At 71.2% G+C, this 14977-nt stretch carries 10 protein-coding genes; 3 read left to right on the top strand and 7 right to left on the bottom strand.

The window, feature by feature from the left end; all coding sequences use genetic code 11:
• From D7V80_RS20685 to D7V80_RS20710, 6 genes are all read right to left on the bottom strand, one after another.
• Positions 1-2509 (bottom strand): serine/threonine-protein kinase (locus D7V80_RS20685; protein ID WP_147447161.1); only part of this gene is annotated, 2509 nt, incomplete at its 3' end.
• A gap of 4 nt (positions 2510-2513) precedes the next feature.
• On the bottom strand, positions 2514-3338 hold the full coding sequence (locus D7V80_RS20690) for a hypothetical protein (protein ID WP_233585555.1): 825 nt from the start codon (positions 3336-3338) through the stop codon (positions 2514-2516).
• Positions 3339-3364: 26 nt separating this feature from the next.
• Positions 3365-5974: a TonB-dependent receptor gene (locus D7V80_RS20695; RefSeq protein ID WP_120589788.1), complete on the bottom strand. Its 2610-nt coding sequence runs from the start codon at positions 5972-5974 to the stop codon at positions 3365-3367.
• 236 nt (positions 5975-6210) lie between these two features.
• Positions 6211-7137: a PhnD/SsuA/transferrin family substrate-binding protein gene (locus D7V80_RS20700; RefSeq protein WP_233585557.1), complete on the bottom strand. Its 927-nt coding sequence runs from the start codon at positions 7135-7137 to the stop codon at positions 6211-6213.
• The gene (locus D7V80_RS20705; protein WP_120589806.1) at positions 7134-9647 is read right to left on the bottom strand and encodes a tetratricopeptide repeat protein; all 2514 of its coding nucleotides are present in this window, start codon (positions 9645-9647) and stop codon (positions 7134-7136) included. The genes D7V80_RS20700 and D7V80_RS20705 overlap by 4 nt, the downstream gene beginning before the upstream one ends.
• Before the next feature lie 8 nt (positions 9648-9655).
• A complete protein-coding gene (locus D7V80_RS20710) occupies positions 9656-11455 on the bottom strand; it encodes a PP2C family protein-serine/threonine phosphatase (RefSeq protein ID WP_120589789.1) in 1800 nt (599 codons plus the stop codon).
• Positions 11456-11799: 344 nt separating this feature from the next.
• Between D7V80_RS20710 and D7V80_RS20715 the strand changes: the two genes are divergently transcribed.
• The 3 genes from D7V80_RS20715 to D7V80_RS20725 all read left to right on the top strand — a co-directional run bounded on the left by D7V80_RS20715 (position 11800) and on the right by D7V80_RS20725 (position 14450).
• Positions 11800-12807 carry a thiamine pyrophosphate-dependent dehydrogenase E1 component subunit alpha gene (locus tag D7V80_RS20715; protein ID WP_014397562.1) on the top strand — a complete coding sequence of 336 codons (1008 nt, stop codon included), beginning with the start codon at positions 11800-11802 and terminating at the stop codon, positions 12805-12807.
• Positions 12808-12809: 2 nt separating this feature from the next.
• On the top strand, positions 12810-13865 hold the full coding sequence (locus D7V80_RS20720) for an alpha-ketoacid dehydrogenase subunit beta (protein WP_120589790.1): 1056 nt from the start codon (positions 12810-12812) through the stop codon (positions 13863-13865).
• A gap of 93 nt (positions 13866-13958) precedes the next feature.
• Positions 13959-14450: a GNAT family N-acetyltransferase gene (locus tag D7V80_RS20725; RefSeq protein ID WP_083892173.1), complete on the top strand. Its 492-nt coding sequence runs from the start codon at positions 13959-13961 to the stop codon at positions 14448-14450.
• Between the two features lie 58 nt (positions 14451-14508).
• On the opposite strand, the gene D7V80_RS20730 is transcribed toward D7V80_RS20725, so the two are convergent.
• Entirely contained in the window at positions 14509-14865 is a 357-nt protein-coding gene (locus D7V80_RS20730; RefSeq protein WP_014397565.1) for a TIGR02266 family protein, read from the bottom strand.
• Positions 14866-14977 lie beyond the last annotated feature (112 nt).

The following is a 14977-nucleotide window of genomic DNA, read 5'->3' on the forward strand; positions in this document are numbered from 1 at the left end:
CCCCCATAGGCCGCGTGGGTGCCCGTCGGCGGCGGCGCATGGTGCCCCAGCGGCGGCTGCGGGGCGCTTCCCTGCTGCGCGTGGGCACGTTGGCGGACGCCGAGGGGCGCACCGCGGTGGGCGGCGGCAACGGCGACGTGGGCGAAGCCGCGGCCGGGCGCGACGGACGGGGCGCGGCCACGGGCGGTGCGGCGGCCACGGGGGGCGCGTTGACGGAGACGACCTCGGTTCCGCGCTCGGCGGGCTCCGGCGGGGAGGCCACCGGGGGCGGCTCCATCCGGGGCATGCTGCCGGAACCGCCGCGCACGGGCGGACGGGACAGGTCCGACGGGGCCCGCATGTCGCTGCCCGAGCCCGTGCCCACGTTGCGCGAGTGCGAGCCCGTGCCCGGCATCAGCGCCCGGGGGTTGGAGCCCGTCCCCGAGCCGGCGATGGACGACGGGGCGTACTCGGAGAGCCGGTCGCCCAGCGCCTCCTTGAAGAACTGCGCCACCGACGCGGGCGACGAGGACAGCCGGTGGTGCGCGATGACGGCTTCGATCTCCTCGCGCATCGCCGCCGCGGACGGCGTGCGCCGCGCCGGGTCCTTCACCAGCGCGCGGAGGATCAGGTCCGACACGTCCTGCGGGATGTGGGGCCGCAGCTGCGAGGGCACCGGCGCGGGCTCGCGCACGATGGCCGCGAGCGTGGCCGCGTCATGGTCCCTTCGGAACGGCAGCTGGCCGGTGAGCAGTTCGAAGAGCACCACGCCCAGCGCGAACACGTCGTTGCGCCAGTCCAGCGGGCGGCCGCTGGCGGCCTCCGGGGAGAGGTACGAAATCTTCCCCTTGATGACGCCCGCCTGCGTGTGCTCCTCGCCCTGCACCTTGGCGATGCCGAAGTCCGACAGCTTGATGGCGCCGTCCAGCGACACCAGCACGTTGTGGGGGCTGACGTCGCGGTGCACCACCGGGTGCGCCGTGCCGGAAGGGTCCACGTAGCTGTGCGCGTAGTGCAGGCCCGCGGCCACCTCCGCCACGATGCGCAGCGCGTGCTCCAGCGGCAGCGCCATGCCCTTGCGGCGCAGCTCCGTGAGCAGGCGCTTGAGGTCCGGGCCGCGCACGTACTCCATCAGGATGTACGCCACGCCGTCCGTCACGCCCACGTCGAAGGTCTGCACGACGTTGGGGTGCGTGAGGCGCGCGTTGGCGCGGGCCTCCGCGAAGAGCATGTCGACGAACTCAGGATTCTCAGCGAACTGCGCGAGAATCTTCTTCATCACCACGAACTTCTCGAAGCCCTTCACGCCCTGCTGCTTGGCGAGGAAGACCTCCGCCATGCCGCCCTGCCCCAGCCGGCGGATGATCTGCAACCGGGCGCCGCTGGTGTGCGTGTCCGTGGCTGACGAGCCCCGGGCGCCGGGGTCCGTGTTGGTGGAGCCGAAGAGGTACTGACTGAGCGCGCGCTGCTCCAGCGCCTCGATGTCCTCCAGCGGCTTGTCGGTGAGCGGCGTGCGCGCGAGCAGCCCCTGGAACTGCGCGAGCGCCGGAGCCCGGGCGCTGCCGCCGCAGACGGGGCACACGCGCTCCATGGTGCCCTTGGCGCGCAGCACCTCCAGGTACTCGGAGGTCTGGATGCGCTGGTGGGTGACCTGACCGCAGTTGCGGCAGTCACACGGCAGCCACAGCGTGGCCAGCTTCGCCGGCAGCGCCTTGGTGGACTTCGCCAGCACGGCCAAGAGCGGCGGCGGCACGCGGCAGAGCACCACCTGGGCGCCCTGCGACGCCACCTCCAGCACCTGTTCGATGCGCGGCAGCGCTTCCTGCTCCACCACGCTCACGTGGCAGCAGTCGAACGCGACGCGCCCCTCCAGGCCGGACGCCAGCCGGCGCACGTTGAGGTCGGCCTTGAGCGTGCTGGCCAGGGTGATGAAGGTGATGTCGTCCTGGACGATCTTCAGGTGCGACGCGAGCTCGGACGGCTCCGAGGGGATGCCGGAGCGCAGGTAGCGCAGCACCGCCGGATCCACCGCGGAGAACTGCTGGCGGCGCGCGAAGTCGAAGAACTCCGTGGGCTCGTCCGCGAACTCCAGCGGCTGGGCGCACACCGGACACTGGTGCGGCGGGGCCCCGCCCTGCTCCAGCACCTTCGCCTCCTCCACCAGGCGGACCAGCCGCAGCCGGTCCTCCTTGCAGAAGCGGCACGTGTACGGCGCCAGCAGCGAGAGCACGCGCGCGACGCCCGCGAAGCCCTCCACCATGTTGAGCTGATCCACCACCACCGGCGGCGCGTTGACGACGTACAGCCCCGACACGCCCTGCGGCGGGTGGCCGGCGAACTCAATCCACCGGCGCACACCGAAGGAGCTGATGCGCTCCACCAGTCCCAGGTCCACCACCACCAGGCCCTGAAGGCCCTTGGAGGCAGGCGCGAGGGGGAAGGTTTCGTCGATCACCCCGGCCACGCGCACGTGGGTCAGACTGCCCACGCGCAGGGAGGTGATGCTGGCATTGGAAGTTTGGCTCTCCACCCGCCTACCCTCGTTCCAGACTGAACAGCAGCGACTTGGGCTGCGCGGCCCGGCGGCGAGCGTCGCCCAGGTCCACCCCGCAGGCGAACTGCGTGCGCTTTCCCGGAGTCACCCGCACCGCCACCACGTCGCTGTGCTCCAGGATGCGCCGCAAACCCAGGCCCGCGCCACCACCCGAAGCATCCACCTGCGCCTTCTCACCCCAAGCCTTCACCACTCGCACCAACGGTGACACCGACAGGCGGCCGAAGCGGTCCGTCGCCTCCAGCCACGCCCGGCCATCCGCCACCGCCCAGGACAGCAGGCAGCGATCATCATCCGCCACCGACTGCACCTGGCCGCGCCGATGGGCGTACTTCGGCTCGCCGCTTCCGTCCACTGGCGCGTCGAGTAGCGCGTTCACACCAATCTCATGGACGACATCCGCCACCCGGCTGGCCGCGCTCTTGGAGCCGCCGGCCTGGAGGACGGCCTCGGCCGCCCGCTCGCCCAGGGCCGTCACCTCCGCCACGCTGCCCAGCCACGCCACGGACGTGGCGGCCTCCTGGGGGATCATGGGCTCGCCGCGCAACAGCGCGCTCAAGAGCCGCGCCTCCCAGGCGGACGGCTGGCCGCCATCACGGGTGGCCAAGAGCAGCGCCGGGGGACGGCGTTCCAGGAGCGCGGCGTGGGCGGGGGTGAACCGCCCGTCGAACAGCACCAGCTGCGGCGCCGCGTCGTCACCGCGCCCCAACAACAGGCCGTCCCGGGCCAGCACTCCGGAGGCCTTCTCCAGCGCCTCCGGCGTGAGCGTCGTGTCCGGCGTCAACTTCAGGGGAGCATCCTTCACGGCGGCGACGGTATCCAAACAGGGCCCTAATAATGGAGCCGGACTTCGGTGAAGACGCCCAACGGCGGGGCGGGGAAGCCGTGGGACTCCTCATACTTCGCATTGAAGAGGTTGGTACCCAACAGCGACACCGCCACGCGCTCGTGGACGTTGAAGCCCACACGCGCGGTCGCGGTGATGTAGCTGGGCAGCTTCACGCGGGTGGTGGTGCCGGCGTTCTCGTCCACCACGAAGCCCGGATCATACCGGGCGCCCACGAACAGGCCGTAGAGCTCCACGAAGGCGAACTTGCCGATGTTGGTGCGGCCGCGCAGGTAGACGCGGTGGCTGGGCGCGTAGTCCAGCGGGTAGCCGGACCCGCCGCCCACCGGCAGCGCCTGGGCGTCCAGGAACTGGTAGGCCACGTCGAAGGACGAGTTGATGGACGGCACCTGCGCCGCCGCTTCCGCCTCGAAGCCCGCCACGCGCGCGTCACCCAGGTTCTTGAACTGGGACGTAGAGCCGAAGAGGAGCTCCTGATTGATGAAGTTGCGGGCGCGGTTGTAGAAGCCCGTGCCCGTCAGGCGCACCCTGCGGTCCAGCGGCCAGAAGTCCACCGCCGCCTCCACCGTGTCCAGCGTCTCCGCGCGCAGGGCCGGGTTGCCCAGCAGCGTCGCGGCGTACATCTGCTGGTTGATGGCCAGCTCCGCCAGCGTGGGCGCGCGGAAGGCGCGGCCGTAGTTGGTGCGCAGCGTGAGCAGCTCCGGGATGGCGTGGAACACGACGCTGGCGCGCGGGGACACCTGATCCGTCTTCGCCTCCCAGACCTTGGAGGGGATCTGGTAGTTGTCGTAGCGGGCGCCCGCGCCCACCACCAGCCGCTCCGTGATGCGGTACTCGGCGTCCACGAAGCCGCCCAGGATGGTCTGCTTCGTGTCGTCCAGGGTCAGGCCGGGCAGGATGTTCTGGTTGTTCACCTGGTCGGCCTTGATGTCGCCGCCGACGGTGACGGAGAGCTTGTCCAGGGAGAACAGCGCGCGCGCCTCACCGCCCAGGCGGCTGCGCTTGCCCAGCGTGTCCTCCAGCGCGCCGGTGATCTCATTCTCCAGCGTCACGTTGCGGCGCTTGAAGAACGCGTAGCCCTGGGCGAACACGCGCACGTTGTCCGTCACCTGCTGATCCAGCTGCAGGGCGGCGTTCAGGTTCTGGACGTGCTCGTTGTCCTGCGCGGTGTAGTGGCAGCGGCCGCAGTTGCCCACGGTGGAGATGTTCTGACCGCCGGGCCGGCCGATGTTGCCGTCCGTGAAGTCCGCGTCCAGCGCGAGGGGGCCCACGCGGACCTTGCCGTTCACCTGGTGGACCAGCGAGTCCTCGTTGGTGTCCGTCTGGTTCAGCTGCGGGTTGTTGAAGAGCTGCGGGCCGTCCGAGCCGAAGCCGTAGTAGCCGAGCAGCGCCTCCACCGGGCCGCCGCGGCCGGCGACGTTGGTCTGCAGGCGCCAGGTCTTGTCCTGGCCCGCGAGGATGCGCGCGTCGGCGCCCACGTTCTGGCCCTTGGCGATGAGATCCGCGGGCTGGCGCTCGATGATGTTGATGACGCCGCTGAAGGCGTTGGAGCCGTAGAGCGAGGAGCCCGGGCCGCGGATGACCTCCACCTGCTTCAGGTTGGTGAGCGGCGTCGTCTCATCCGCGTAGAACTGGCCCGTCCACGGGTCCGTCAGCGGACGGCCGTCCTTGAGGAGCAGGAGGCGGTTGGACAGGTAGTTGGAGCCCAGGCCGCGCGCGCTCACCGCCGCCTTGCGCATGGAGCCCCGGCGGCACTCCATGCCGGGGAAGTACTGGATGGCCTCGCAGAGCGAGAACTGGCCGGTGCCTTCCAGCTCCTCCGCGGGAATCCAGGACACCGTGAGGGGCACGTCGGAGATGCGCTGGCTGCGCTTGGACGCCGTGGTGACGACGGCCTCGCTCAGCGCCAGGTTGATGTTCTGCTCCAGGTCGTCGCCACCGCCCAGGTCCGGGCCGTCCAGGCCGGAGAGGCTGGAGGGCGGCGGCAGCGCGCGGTCGGGGGTGGGCTCCGTGAAGGGCGCGCGGTCCGGGACGTTGTCCGCCATGCGCGGCTGCGACGACGGCAGCATCGCGCCGGTCCCCAGCGCGGGCGCGGGCGGCGGGTTGGACGGGATGTCCGACATCAGCGGCCCGTCATACGGCGACGGCGAGGCGGGCGAGGCCACGGGCAGCGGATCCGACACGGACGGACCCGGGCCGACCATGGGGGCGGAAGGCGCGGGCTGCGGCTCGGTGGCGAGCGCCGGCTCCTGCGGCGAGACGGGCTCGTCCCCGGGAACGGGCTCCACGTCCACCGGCGGGGGCGGCGTCTTCGCGCCCCGGCGCGTCTTCGCCGTGCGCGGAGGCTTCGCCCCCGGGGTGGCCTTGGCGCCCGGCGTGGCGGGCTTGGCGCCCGGCGTGGCGGCCGCGCGCTTGCGGGAGGCCTTGGTCCGCGTCTTGGGAGCGGGCTCCTGGGCCTCCTGGGCCTGGGCCGTCTCCACCGCGAAAAGGGACAGCGCGCAGACCACCAGGGTGAGGCACGCGCGCGCGCCCAGCCGACCGGCAAACCCCTTCACCGCATTGGTGCGCGATCCACCGTACTCAGTCGAGTCCATCGTTCTCAATTCCACGAGGGGGAAGCAGGAATGTCCGCGGTCGTTGCGCCAGGAACCAGAGCCGATGTGACTGGCAATTGTTCTCAGGGACGAGTTTCCACCCCTGAACGATGGCGTTCCGCTCGACTTCTCAAATTACCGCAATAACTCGCCTTAGGCCAAGTCATGGCTGTCGATCCCGGTGAAACACGCGCACGGTGGCGGGGGCGCCGTGCGCGGATCAACTCACGCCGCAATCAGTCATCCGGCTGTTCGGCGGAGACGGCCAGGTCGTCCGCGAACGGCGGCAGAGCAGGACCCAGCGACTCGGATTGGACGAGCACGGGCGTCTCCACCCGCAGGTCGGGGGCGTCCGCGAGGACGGGCTGGCGGCGCGGGGGGCCCTGGGTGACGAGTTTGCGGAAGTCCTCGAACTCGCGGCCCTGGATGCGGGCGAAGGCGTCGAACGGGGCGACCGCACCCACGGAGGACAGGGACTGGGACAACGCGTCTGCCCCGCCCTTCAGGTCCACCAGCACGGCGCCCGGCACCCGGCTGCTCCTGAAGAGCACCCGCATGTCCCTGGGCACGTGCGTCACCGGCACGAGCGCGGCCTCCGCGCCCTTGGCCTCCAGCATCTTCACCGCCGACTCCACGTTGGGCACCGGCACCAGCTTGAAGTGCTTCTGGGCATCCAGGTCACCGCCCAGCACGACGTGGGAGACGAACTTGGGGTCCGCAGAGCCCGCGCCCTTCACCAGCGCCATGCGCTTGCCGGCGAGGTCCTTCACGGTGCCCTTCTGGAGGGAGATGATGGCCCAGCGCTGCTGCGTCTCACCGGCGCGCGGCGCGTACGCCACGGGCTGCGCCTTGGAGCCCAGCTGCACCGCGGCCCAGCCGTCCACCACGGCGAAGTCGATCTGCCCCTCCCCCACCGCCTTGGAGAAGTCCTCGTAGCGGCCGAAGCTCTTGGCGCCGACGGGGCGGCCCAGGCTGGCCTCCAGCTTCTGGGCGAGCGCCTCCGCGTACTGGAAGCGCTCCTGGCCGTCCGACAGCGTGGTGGCGAGGAACACGCCCAGCGTGGCCTTCTTCGGCGCGGCGGAAGCGGGGCTGGCAACGGAAACGGCGAACAGCACGGCGGCGAGCAGGAGGCTCCCCCGCGCGACAAGGGATGGCGTCTTCACGGCGTCTCCTCCGCGAGCCCATTGGCCGGCGTGACGCCCTGCGCGTCACCCAGTCCATAGAGGCCCTGCAAGCGGTCCTTCCATTCCCGCACCTGGGCGGCGCGGGGGGCCGAGCCAGAGGCCAGGTAGCGGCGCCAGGCGTCCACGGCCTCGGCGGGTTCATGCCGGCGCTCCTGCGCGTCGATGCCCAGGTTGAGCGACGCGAGGGGCACGGCGGTCTCCAGGCGCTTCCACGTCGCGAGCGCCGAGGCGCTCGCGCCCTGGCGCCAGTCCACGCACGCCAGGTTGTGCTGCACCAGCGCGTCGTCCGGCGTCGCGGCGAGCGCGGCCTTCAGCGCCTTCTCCGACGCCTTCATGTTGCCGGAGGCGTACGCGAGCGCCGCCTCACGCCGCAGCAGCGCGCCGGTGAGGTTGCCCATCCACTTGGGCTGCCCGGGCATGGGCTTCTTCTGGGCGGCGGTGAGCAGCTTGCGCGAGGGCGCGACCTTGCCCTGGCGGTAGAGCACCCACGCGTCCGCGAGCGTGCGCGTGTTGGGCCACGCCCACTCCGGCGTGGGCGTGAGGGAGCGCTTGAGGCCCGCGGTGGCCTCCGCGAACCGCCCTTCCTCCGCGCGCGTGAGCGCCCGGGCGAAGGCGGCCAGCTTCGCCAGGTCCGCGCGCTTGCCGGTGCCCAGGCGGTCCACCGCGTCCAGGTCCCGGTTCGCCGCGGCCGCGTCGCCCGTCTCCAGCTTCGCCAGGGCCCGGCGCACCAGCACGCGAGGCAGGTTCGCCTCCGCCACCTTCGCGGCCGTCTTGGAGGGCCCCGCGTCCGTCAGCCGCTGCACGGCGGCGTCCACCTGGCCCAGCTCCACCTCCGCGAGCGCGGCGCCCGCGGACACTTCCGCGCGCTGATCCGGCTCCTGCGTGGCCTCACTGGACTGGTTGAACGCGGCGAGCGCGGCCTGCGCGTCGCCACCACCCAGCCGGGCGTAGCCCAAGAGCAGGTGCTCACGCCAGGTCACGCCCGGCAGCGTCACCGCGCCCTCCAGCACCTTGCGGGCCTCCGCGAACTGGCGGTTGTCCAGGAGCGCCGCGCCCAGCCGGCGGGCCATGGGCACGGAGCGGTCCAGGTCATACGCGCGGCGCAGGTCGCGCACGGCGTCTTCCAGGCGCTGGGTACCGGCGCGGTCGCGCGCGCGGTGGGCCAGGGCGCGGGCCAGCCACTGCTTCGCGCCGGGGTGGCCGGGTTCGACCTGGAGCGCGCTGCCGTAGTCCTCGATGGCCTGATCCCACTGACCGGTGGCGAAGTGATCCGCGCCCAGCAGCATGTGGCCCAGCGCCTGACGCGGGGCCATCTCCACCACGCGCCGGTGCACCTCCACCGCGCGCTGGTAGCGGCCGGCGCGGCGGTTGACGGAGCCCAGCGTCGCCCACAGCTCCAGGCTGCCGCCGCCCGACTTCACGGCGGACTCCAGGAACTGGATGGCCTCTTCATGGCGCGCCTGCGCCTGGAGCGCCTTGCCCACGGCGATCTGCCCCATCAGCAGGCCCGGCTGCAGCTCCAGCACCTTGCGGAACTCCGCCTCCGCCTGCGCGGGCTGCTTCTGCGCGAGCCGCACGTCACCCAGCAAGAGGTGCGCGGCGGGCGTGGAGCCCAGCTTCATCAGGGCGGTGGCCTGCAGGTCCGCGCGCGGCACGTCACCCGCGGCGAGGTACAGGCGCGCGAGGCGCTCCTTCGGCTCCGCCACCTGCGGGTACTTCGTCACCAGCCGCTCCAGGAGCGCGCGGGACTCAGGCACCTTGCCTTCCATCTCCAGCACGGCCGCGAGGCCGATCTGCGCCGTCGCGGACTCGGCACGGCCGGCCTGCGCCTTCTCGAACGAGGCGCGCGCGGCGGCGGCGTCCCGGCGGATGAGGTGCGCCTTGCCCAGGAGTTCGTGGATCTGGAAGTCGTTGCCCGCGAGCTTCTCCGGACGCAGCACCAGGTAGCGCTGCAGCCGCGTCACGGCCCGGTTCCCGTCCTGGACGTACAGGTAGTAGCTGGCCAGGTAGTAGTGGACGATGAGGTGGTCCGGCTGATCCGCGGCGGCCACCTGCTCCAGCACCGGCACCGCCTCCTGGAAGCGGCGCAGCTTGAAGTACGCGGTGCCCAGCGGATACGCGAGCGACAGGTCCTGAGGGTTCTGCGCGAACACCGGCTGAAGGCGCGCCGCCGTGCGCTGGAAGTCCTGGAGCGCGTTGGCGGCGCTGCCCAGGCCCGCGGCGGCGAACACGGACTGCGGCTCCTGCGCGAGCGCCTGCTCGAAGAGCTGGAGCGCCTTCTTGAACTTCTCCTCCGCCTCCTTCTTGTCGCCCTTGGCGAGGGCGGCGTTGGCGGACACCAGGACCTGCTCACCCTGCTCCGTCATGCGCTGCGCCTCGGTGGCGGGCGGCGGGCGGAACTGGGCGAGCGCCGCCGGCGGGCCGGCCAGGGTGGCCAGCAGGGCGAGCGCGGTGCAGACGCGGCGCGGGGAACGGTTGAATGGGCGCATGCGGTTCATCACGGCGAGGGTGCGGGGCTGAATTCGGCGACGATGACGGTGATGTCATCGCGCTGGGGCTGGCCGGCGCTGTACGCGCGCACGTCCGCGAGGAGCGCGTCGCGAAGAGCATCGGCGGGGAGGTGGGCGTGGGCCTGGAGCGCGGCGGCCAGGCGCTGCGTGCCGTAGAGCCGGTTGGCGCCGTCGCGCGCCTCGGTGAGGCCGTCCGTGTACCAGACGATGATGTCGCCGGGGCTCAGCTGCGCCTGGCGCGACGTGAACTGCGACGCGACGTTCGCGCCCAGCAGCGGACCGCGCGCCGGCAGCGATGCCATCTGCCGCGTGTTCCGGTTGTAGATGGCCGCCGCCGGGTGGGCGCCCGCCGCGTAGTCGATGCTGCCGCTGTACACGTCGATGACCGCGAGCGCGCTGGACATCTGGTGCTCGCCGCGGCCCACGTTGGCCAGCGTCACGTTGAGCGCGGTGATCAGCATCTGCGCGTGCACCTGCGACGGCTCGCGCAGCGTCATGGCGGAGGCGAAGCCGCTGGTGGCGCTGGTGGCGACCAGCGACGTGGACAGACCGTGGCCCGTCACGTCTCCGATGCCAATCACCACGCGCCGGTCGTCCAGCGCGGCGCGGAACCACCAGTCGCCGCCGCACGCGTCCGCGGGCACCACCAGTCCAGCGAGCCGCAGCGGGCCCACCGTCACGGCCTCGCGGCCCGGCAGCAGCGTCTCCTGCACCGTGCGCGCGAGCGACACCTCGCGCTCCAGCTGCGCCTTGGCGCGCACGTCCTCCAGCAGGACCTTGATGCGCTCCGCCATGTGGTTGAACACCACGCCCAGCGTCGTCACCTCGCGGCCCGCGCCCGGCGCCGTGCCCGCGCGGGCGCCCAGGTCACCGGCGGCCAGCTGCATCACGCGGTGGGTGAGCACGCCCAGCGGCTTGGTGATGCGGCGGCTCTGGAACGCGGCCAGCACGCCGGCCAGCACCACGAAGCCCAGGCCCAGCCCCACGATGCGCAGCGTGTTGGCGCGCACGGAGGCGCGGTTGTTCTCCTCCAGCTCGTGCAGCTGCTTCTGCAGGTCCTCCAGCGAGTAGCTGATGACCACCACGCCCTTGCCGGACTGCGAGCCGTAGTCGAGCGGCTCCTGGAACTCGAAGACGGGCTGGCCCTGGAAGAAGGCGCTGGCCCAGCGGCGCTCCGCGGTGCGGCCTCCGGAGGATTCGCCCAGCTTGGCGGCCGGGTCGCTGTCCGCGACGAGCTGCCCGTCCGCGTCGAACATCTGCACGCGCAGGATGTTGTGGTTGTCCGCGATGATGGAGCGCGCCACTTCCGTGAGGAACGCGTAGTTGTTGTCACGCAGGCTGGTGGCGGAGGTGAGCGCCAGCGTGTGGCTCACCGTCTGGCCCAGCTCGCGCGCCTGGGACTGGAGCCGCTGCGTGAAGCGGTCCGACGTCGCGGTGAGCTGCGCCTCCGTCGTCTTCGCGGACAGCGCGGCCAGCAGGCCGACAATCACGATGACCAGCGCGCCCGTGGTCAGCAGCAGCAGCTGATCCAACCGCAGCCCGCGGATGGCCGCCACGTTGGGCAGCTCTCCGGCCTCCATGGGCGCGATGACCGTGCTCGTGGGCTCCGCGGCCGGCAGCCCCAGCGCGCCGGTCAGCCGGGTGGCCGTGTTCTCTCCGCGCAGGGCGGTGAGCTCCCGGGAATGGGTTCCCGTGTACTCCGGTGGAGGAGGCGGGGTGCCGTGCGCCGCATCGGACGCATCAGGAGATTCAGGGGTGGGGTCGAGGCGCGTGTTCGTACGGGACAAAGGCACACCTGGGGGAGCCCGCGTCGGAGAACGCGGTCGGAGCGGGGCGGACTCTATCTCACTTCCTGATTGACGCGAGGAGTCCACCTGTCGGGCTATTCCTCGCGGCCGCCCCCTCACCTGGCCCCCCAACGGCCGTGCGATCAGCCCGGACCGGGAGCGTCCATGCGCGCCTGGGAAGCAGCACGTCACGGGGGCATGGATGAGTTCCGCTCATTGCCGCGTCGCGCCACCGGGGGGCCGAAAGGTGATGGAGAACACCCGTGACATCAGGGTCCTTGAGTCGGGAGGCCGCGTTCGGAGTATAGGGGCGTCCCTTTCTTTCCCTTCGAGGTCCTCCGCCCGTGTCACGGCCCCGGTTGATCAAAGAAAACTCCGCGCCGCTCTCCCTGCCCCGAGAGCAGCTCATCCGCATCCATGACCTGATGGTGAAGGCGCGCGTCCTGGAGGAGCGCCTGATCCAGATGTACAAGCAGGGTCACGGCTACTTCTGGATCGGCGGTCCCGGTGAGGAGGCGTTCAACGTCCCCTTGGGTCTGCTGATGAAGGTCGGCGAGGGCCCGGCCTACGACTACCTGCACGCGCACTACCGCCAGTCCGCGACGCTGCTCGCCATGGGCGAGGAGCCCATCGGGGCGCTGCGGCAGATGAAGAACACGGCCACGGACCCCTACTCCGGCGGCCGCAACTTCGCGGGCCACTTCAGCCGGCGCTCGAAGAACATCGCGCCCGTCACCTCCCCCATCGAGGTGCAGTACGCCATCGCGCCGGGCACGGCCATGGCCCAGAAGCGCCACGGCGGCGACGGCATCACCATCGTCACCGGCGGCGACGCGGGCACGGCCGAGGGCGATTTCGCCAGCTGCCTCATCTGGAGCAGCCGTCCGGCCAACCCGCTGCCCATCCTGATCATCGTCACCAACAACAAGTGGGGCATCAGCACCACTTCGGACGGCCAGCACGGCGAGACGAACATCAGCGACCGCGCGCGCGCCTTCAACATCCAGGCGAAGACCATCAACGGCAATGATCCGGTGGAGTCCTACCAGGAGCTCCAGGCCGCGATGGAGTACGTGCGCAAGGAGCGCAAGCCGTTCTTCATCGAAGCGCGCGTGTCGCGCCTGTACGGGCACTCGTCCGCGTCCGGCGCCAACTTCGTGAACGAGGAGCAGGACTGCCTGCGCCTGTTCGAGGCGCGGCTGGAGCAGGAAGGCGTCCTCAGCCGCGAGCAGATGGACGAGGCGCGCAACCGGTACTCGGAGGAGCTGGCCGCCGCGGCGCGCACCGTGCGTGACGAGCCGCAGCCCTCTGGCGACTCCATCTGGGAACACATCTACGCGGAGAAGAAATAACCATGGCGAACATGGCACAGGCCATCCGCATGGCCCTGCACTACGCGGAAGAGAACCTGGGCGTCACCGACATCTTCGGCGAGGACGTGGGCGCCCCGCTGGGCGGCGTCTTCACCTGCACGCAGGGCCTGAAGACGGCGTGGAACAGCCCCCTGGACGAGCGCGGCATCATCGGCGCGGCCATGGGCCTGGCGATGGCGGGCCACCGCCCGGTCGCGGAGATCCAGTTCTGCGACTACATCTACAACACCATCGACCTGCTCAAGCTGGCGGGCAACACGCACTGGTCCACGAACGGTGACTGGGCGGTGCCCATGGTGGTGCGCACGCCCGTGGGCAGCGGCATCCGCGGGTCGCTGTACCACTCGCATTCCTTCGACGCGACGATGACGCACATCCCCGGCTGGAAGGTCGTCATGCCCTCCACGCCCCTGGACGCGTACGGCCTGCTCATCTCCGCGTGCCAGGACCCCAACCCGGTCATGTTCCTGGAGCCCAAGGCGCTCCTGCGCGTGAAGGGCGAGGAGCGCATCCCGGGCGAGCCCGAGGACGACCGCGCGCTGTCGAAGATGATCGACGCGCCCCTGGGTGACCGCTCGCAGTGGAAGCCCCAGTGGCCCCTGGTGGAGGCGTTCGCCATCCCCATTGGCAAGGGCAAGCTCGTGCGCGAGGGCACCCAGGCCACGGTCATCAGCTACGGCCGCACCATGCCCCTGTGCATCAAGGCCGCCGCCCAGCTGGCGGAGGAAGGCCTGAGCGTGGAGGTCATCGACCTGCGCTCGCTCTGGCCGTACGACTGGGAGATGATCAAGGCCTCCGTCCAGAAGACGGGCCGCGTGCTCTTCGTCAACGAGGACACGGAGGTCACCAACTTCGGCGAGCACCTGGTCCGGCGCACCGTGGAGGAGCTGTTCTACTCGCTGCTCGCGCCGCCCCGGCTGGTCGCCGGCAAGTTCGTCCCGGGCATCGGCCTGGCGGACGCGCTGGAGATGGCGTCCGTGCCGCAGCAGAACGACATCACCACCGCCCTGCGCTCGCTCTGCCGCGAGCAGCCGTAGGCCGGCCCAGGTTCCACCCACACCGCAGAAAGACATCCGGGCCGCCGTTCCTCTTTGGAGGCCGGCGGCCCAGTCGTTAGAATCCCAACTTCCGTGTCCCAGCCCATCGTCCGCACCATGACCCCTGCCCCAGACGCCAACGCCTTCCGGATCCGCCGCGCGCGCCGTGGCGACGCCGAGGTCATGGCCCAGCTGCTGCGCGAGCTGGGCTACCCCCAGGGCACCGATCAGCAGACGGTGCACTGGGTCATCAGCCATCCAGAGATTGAAATCTTCGTCGCGGGAGACCCCCAGGACCGCGCGGTGGGCATGGTGTCCTTCTCCCACCGGCCGCAGCTGCGGCTGCGCGGGCGCGTGGCCACCGTGGACGAGCTGGTGGTGTCCGAGGGCTGGCGCCGCCGGGGCGTGGGCCGCGCGCTGCTCGCGCAGGTGGCGCAGCGGGGCAAGGTGCTGAGCGTGAAGCAGCTGCAGCTCATCGCCCCCATCAACGTCACCGAGGAGACGCGCGCCTTCTACCGGGCGTGCGGCTACGTGGAAGGTGACTCCGGGGTGTTCCGCCACTCGGAGTACGAGCCCCAGAAGTAGCGGGGGTGCCGCGAGGGCCCGGCATCCTGGCCGGGCGCCTCCCGCGGCGAATGCAGCTTCAGCGCTTGAAGCTCGCGATGACGCGGCGCAGGCGCTCGTGGTCCTCTTCGCTCACGTCGATGAAGCGCACGCCGATGGCCTCCGCCTCGTCGCGCACCCAGGCCACGACGCCGGTGAGGTGGAACTCCTCCCCGTCGATGACCATGGCCAGCCGCACCTGCGCGCCCACGTCGTAGGACTTGCGCGTGCGCAGGCACAGGCCGCCGGCGGACACATTCAGGGAGTAGGCCCGCAGCGCACGCGCCGCGTCCTCCATCTGCTCGAAGCGCACTTCGAACCGCGCCGCCACGCGTTCCTCGGCGCGGCGGTTCATGTACGGGTCTGGTTCCACCGGACCATCCAACTTCGTGTTCATGCGCACCCTGACCCCCTCGGTTCTCGGACCGGAAGTGTCGGCTGGTTTCCAGGCCCGGTTCAAGGGCCCCCGGACAACGGAATGGCTCGTGTAAGTCCCTGGCTACTTCGAC

Origin of the sequence: Corallococcus sp. CA054B (assembly GCF_003611625.1) — a bacterium.
GTDB classification, from domain to species: Bacteria; Myxococcota; Myxococcia; order Myxococcales; family Myxococcaceae; genus Corallococcus; species Corallococcus coralloides.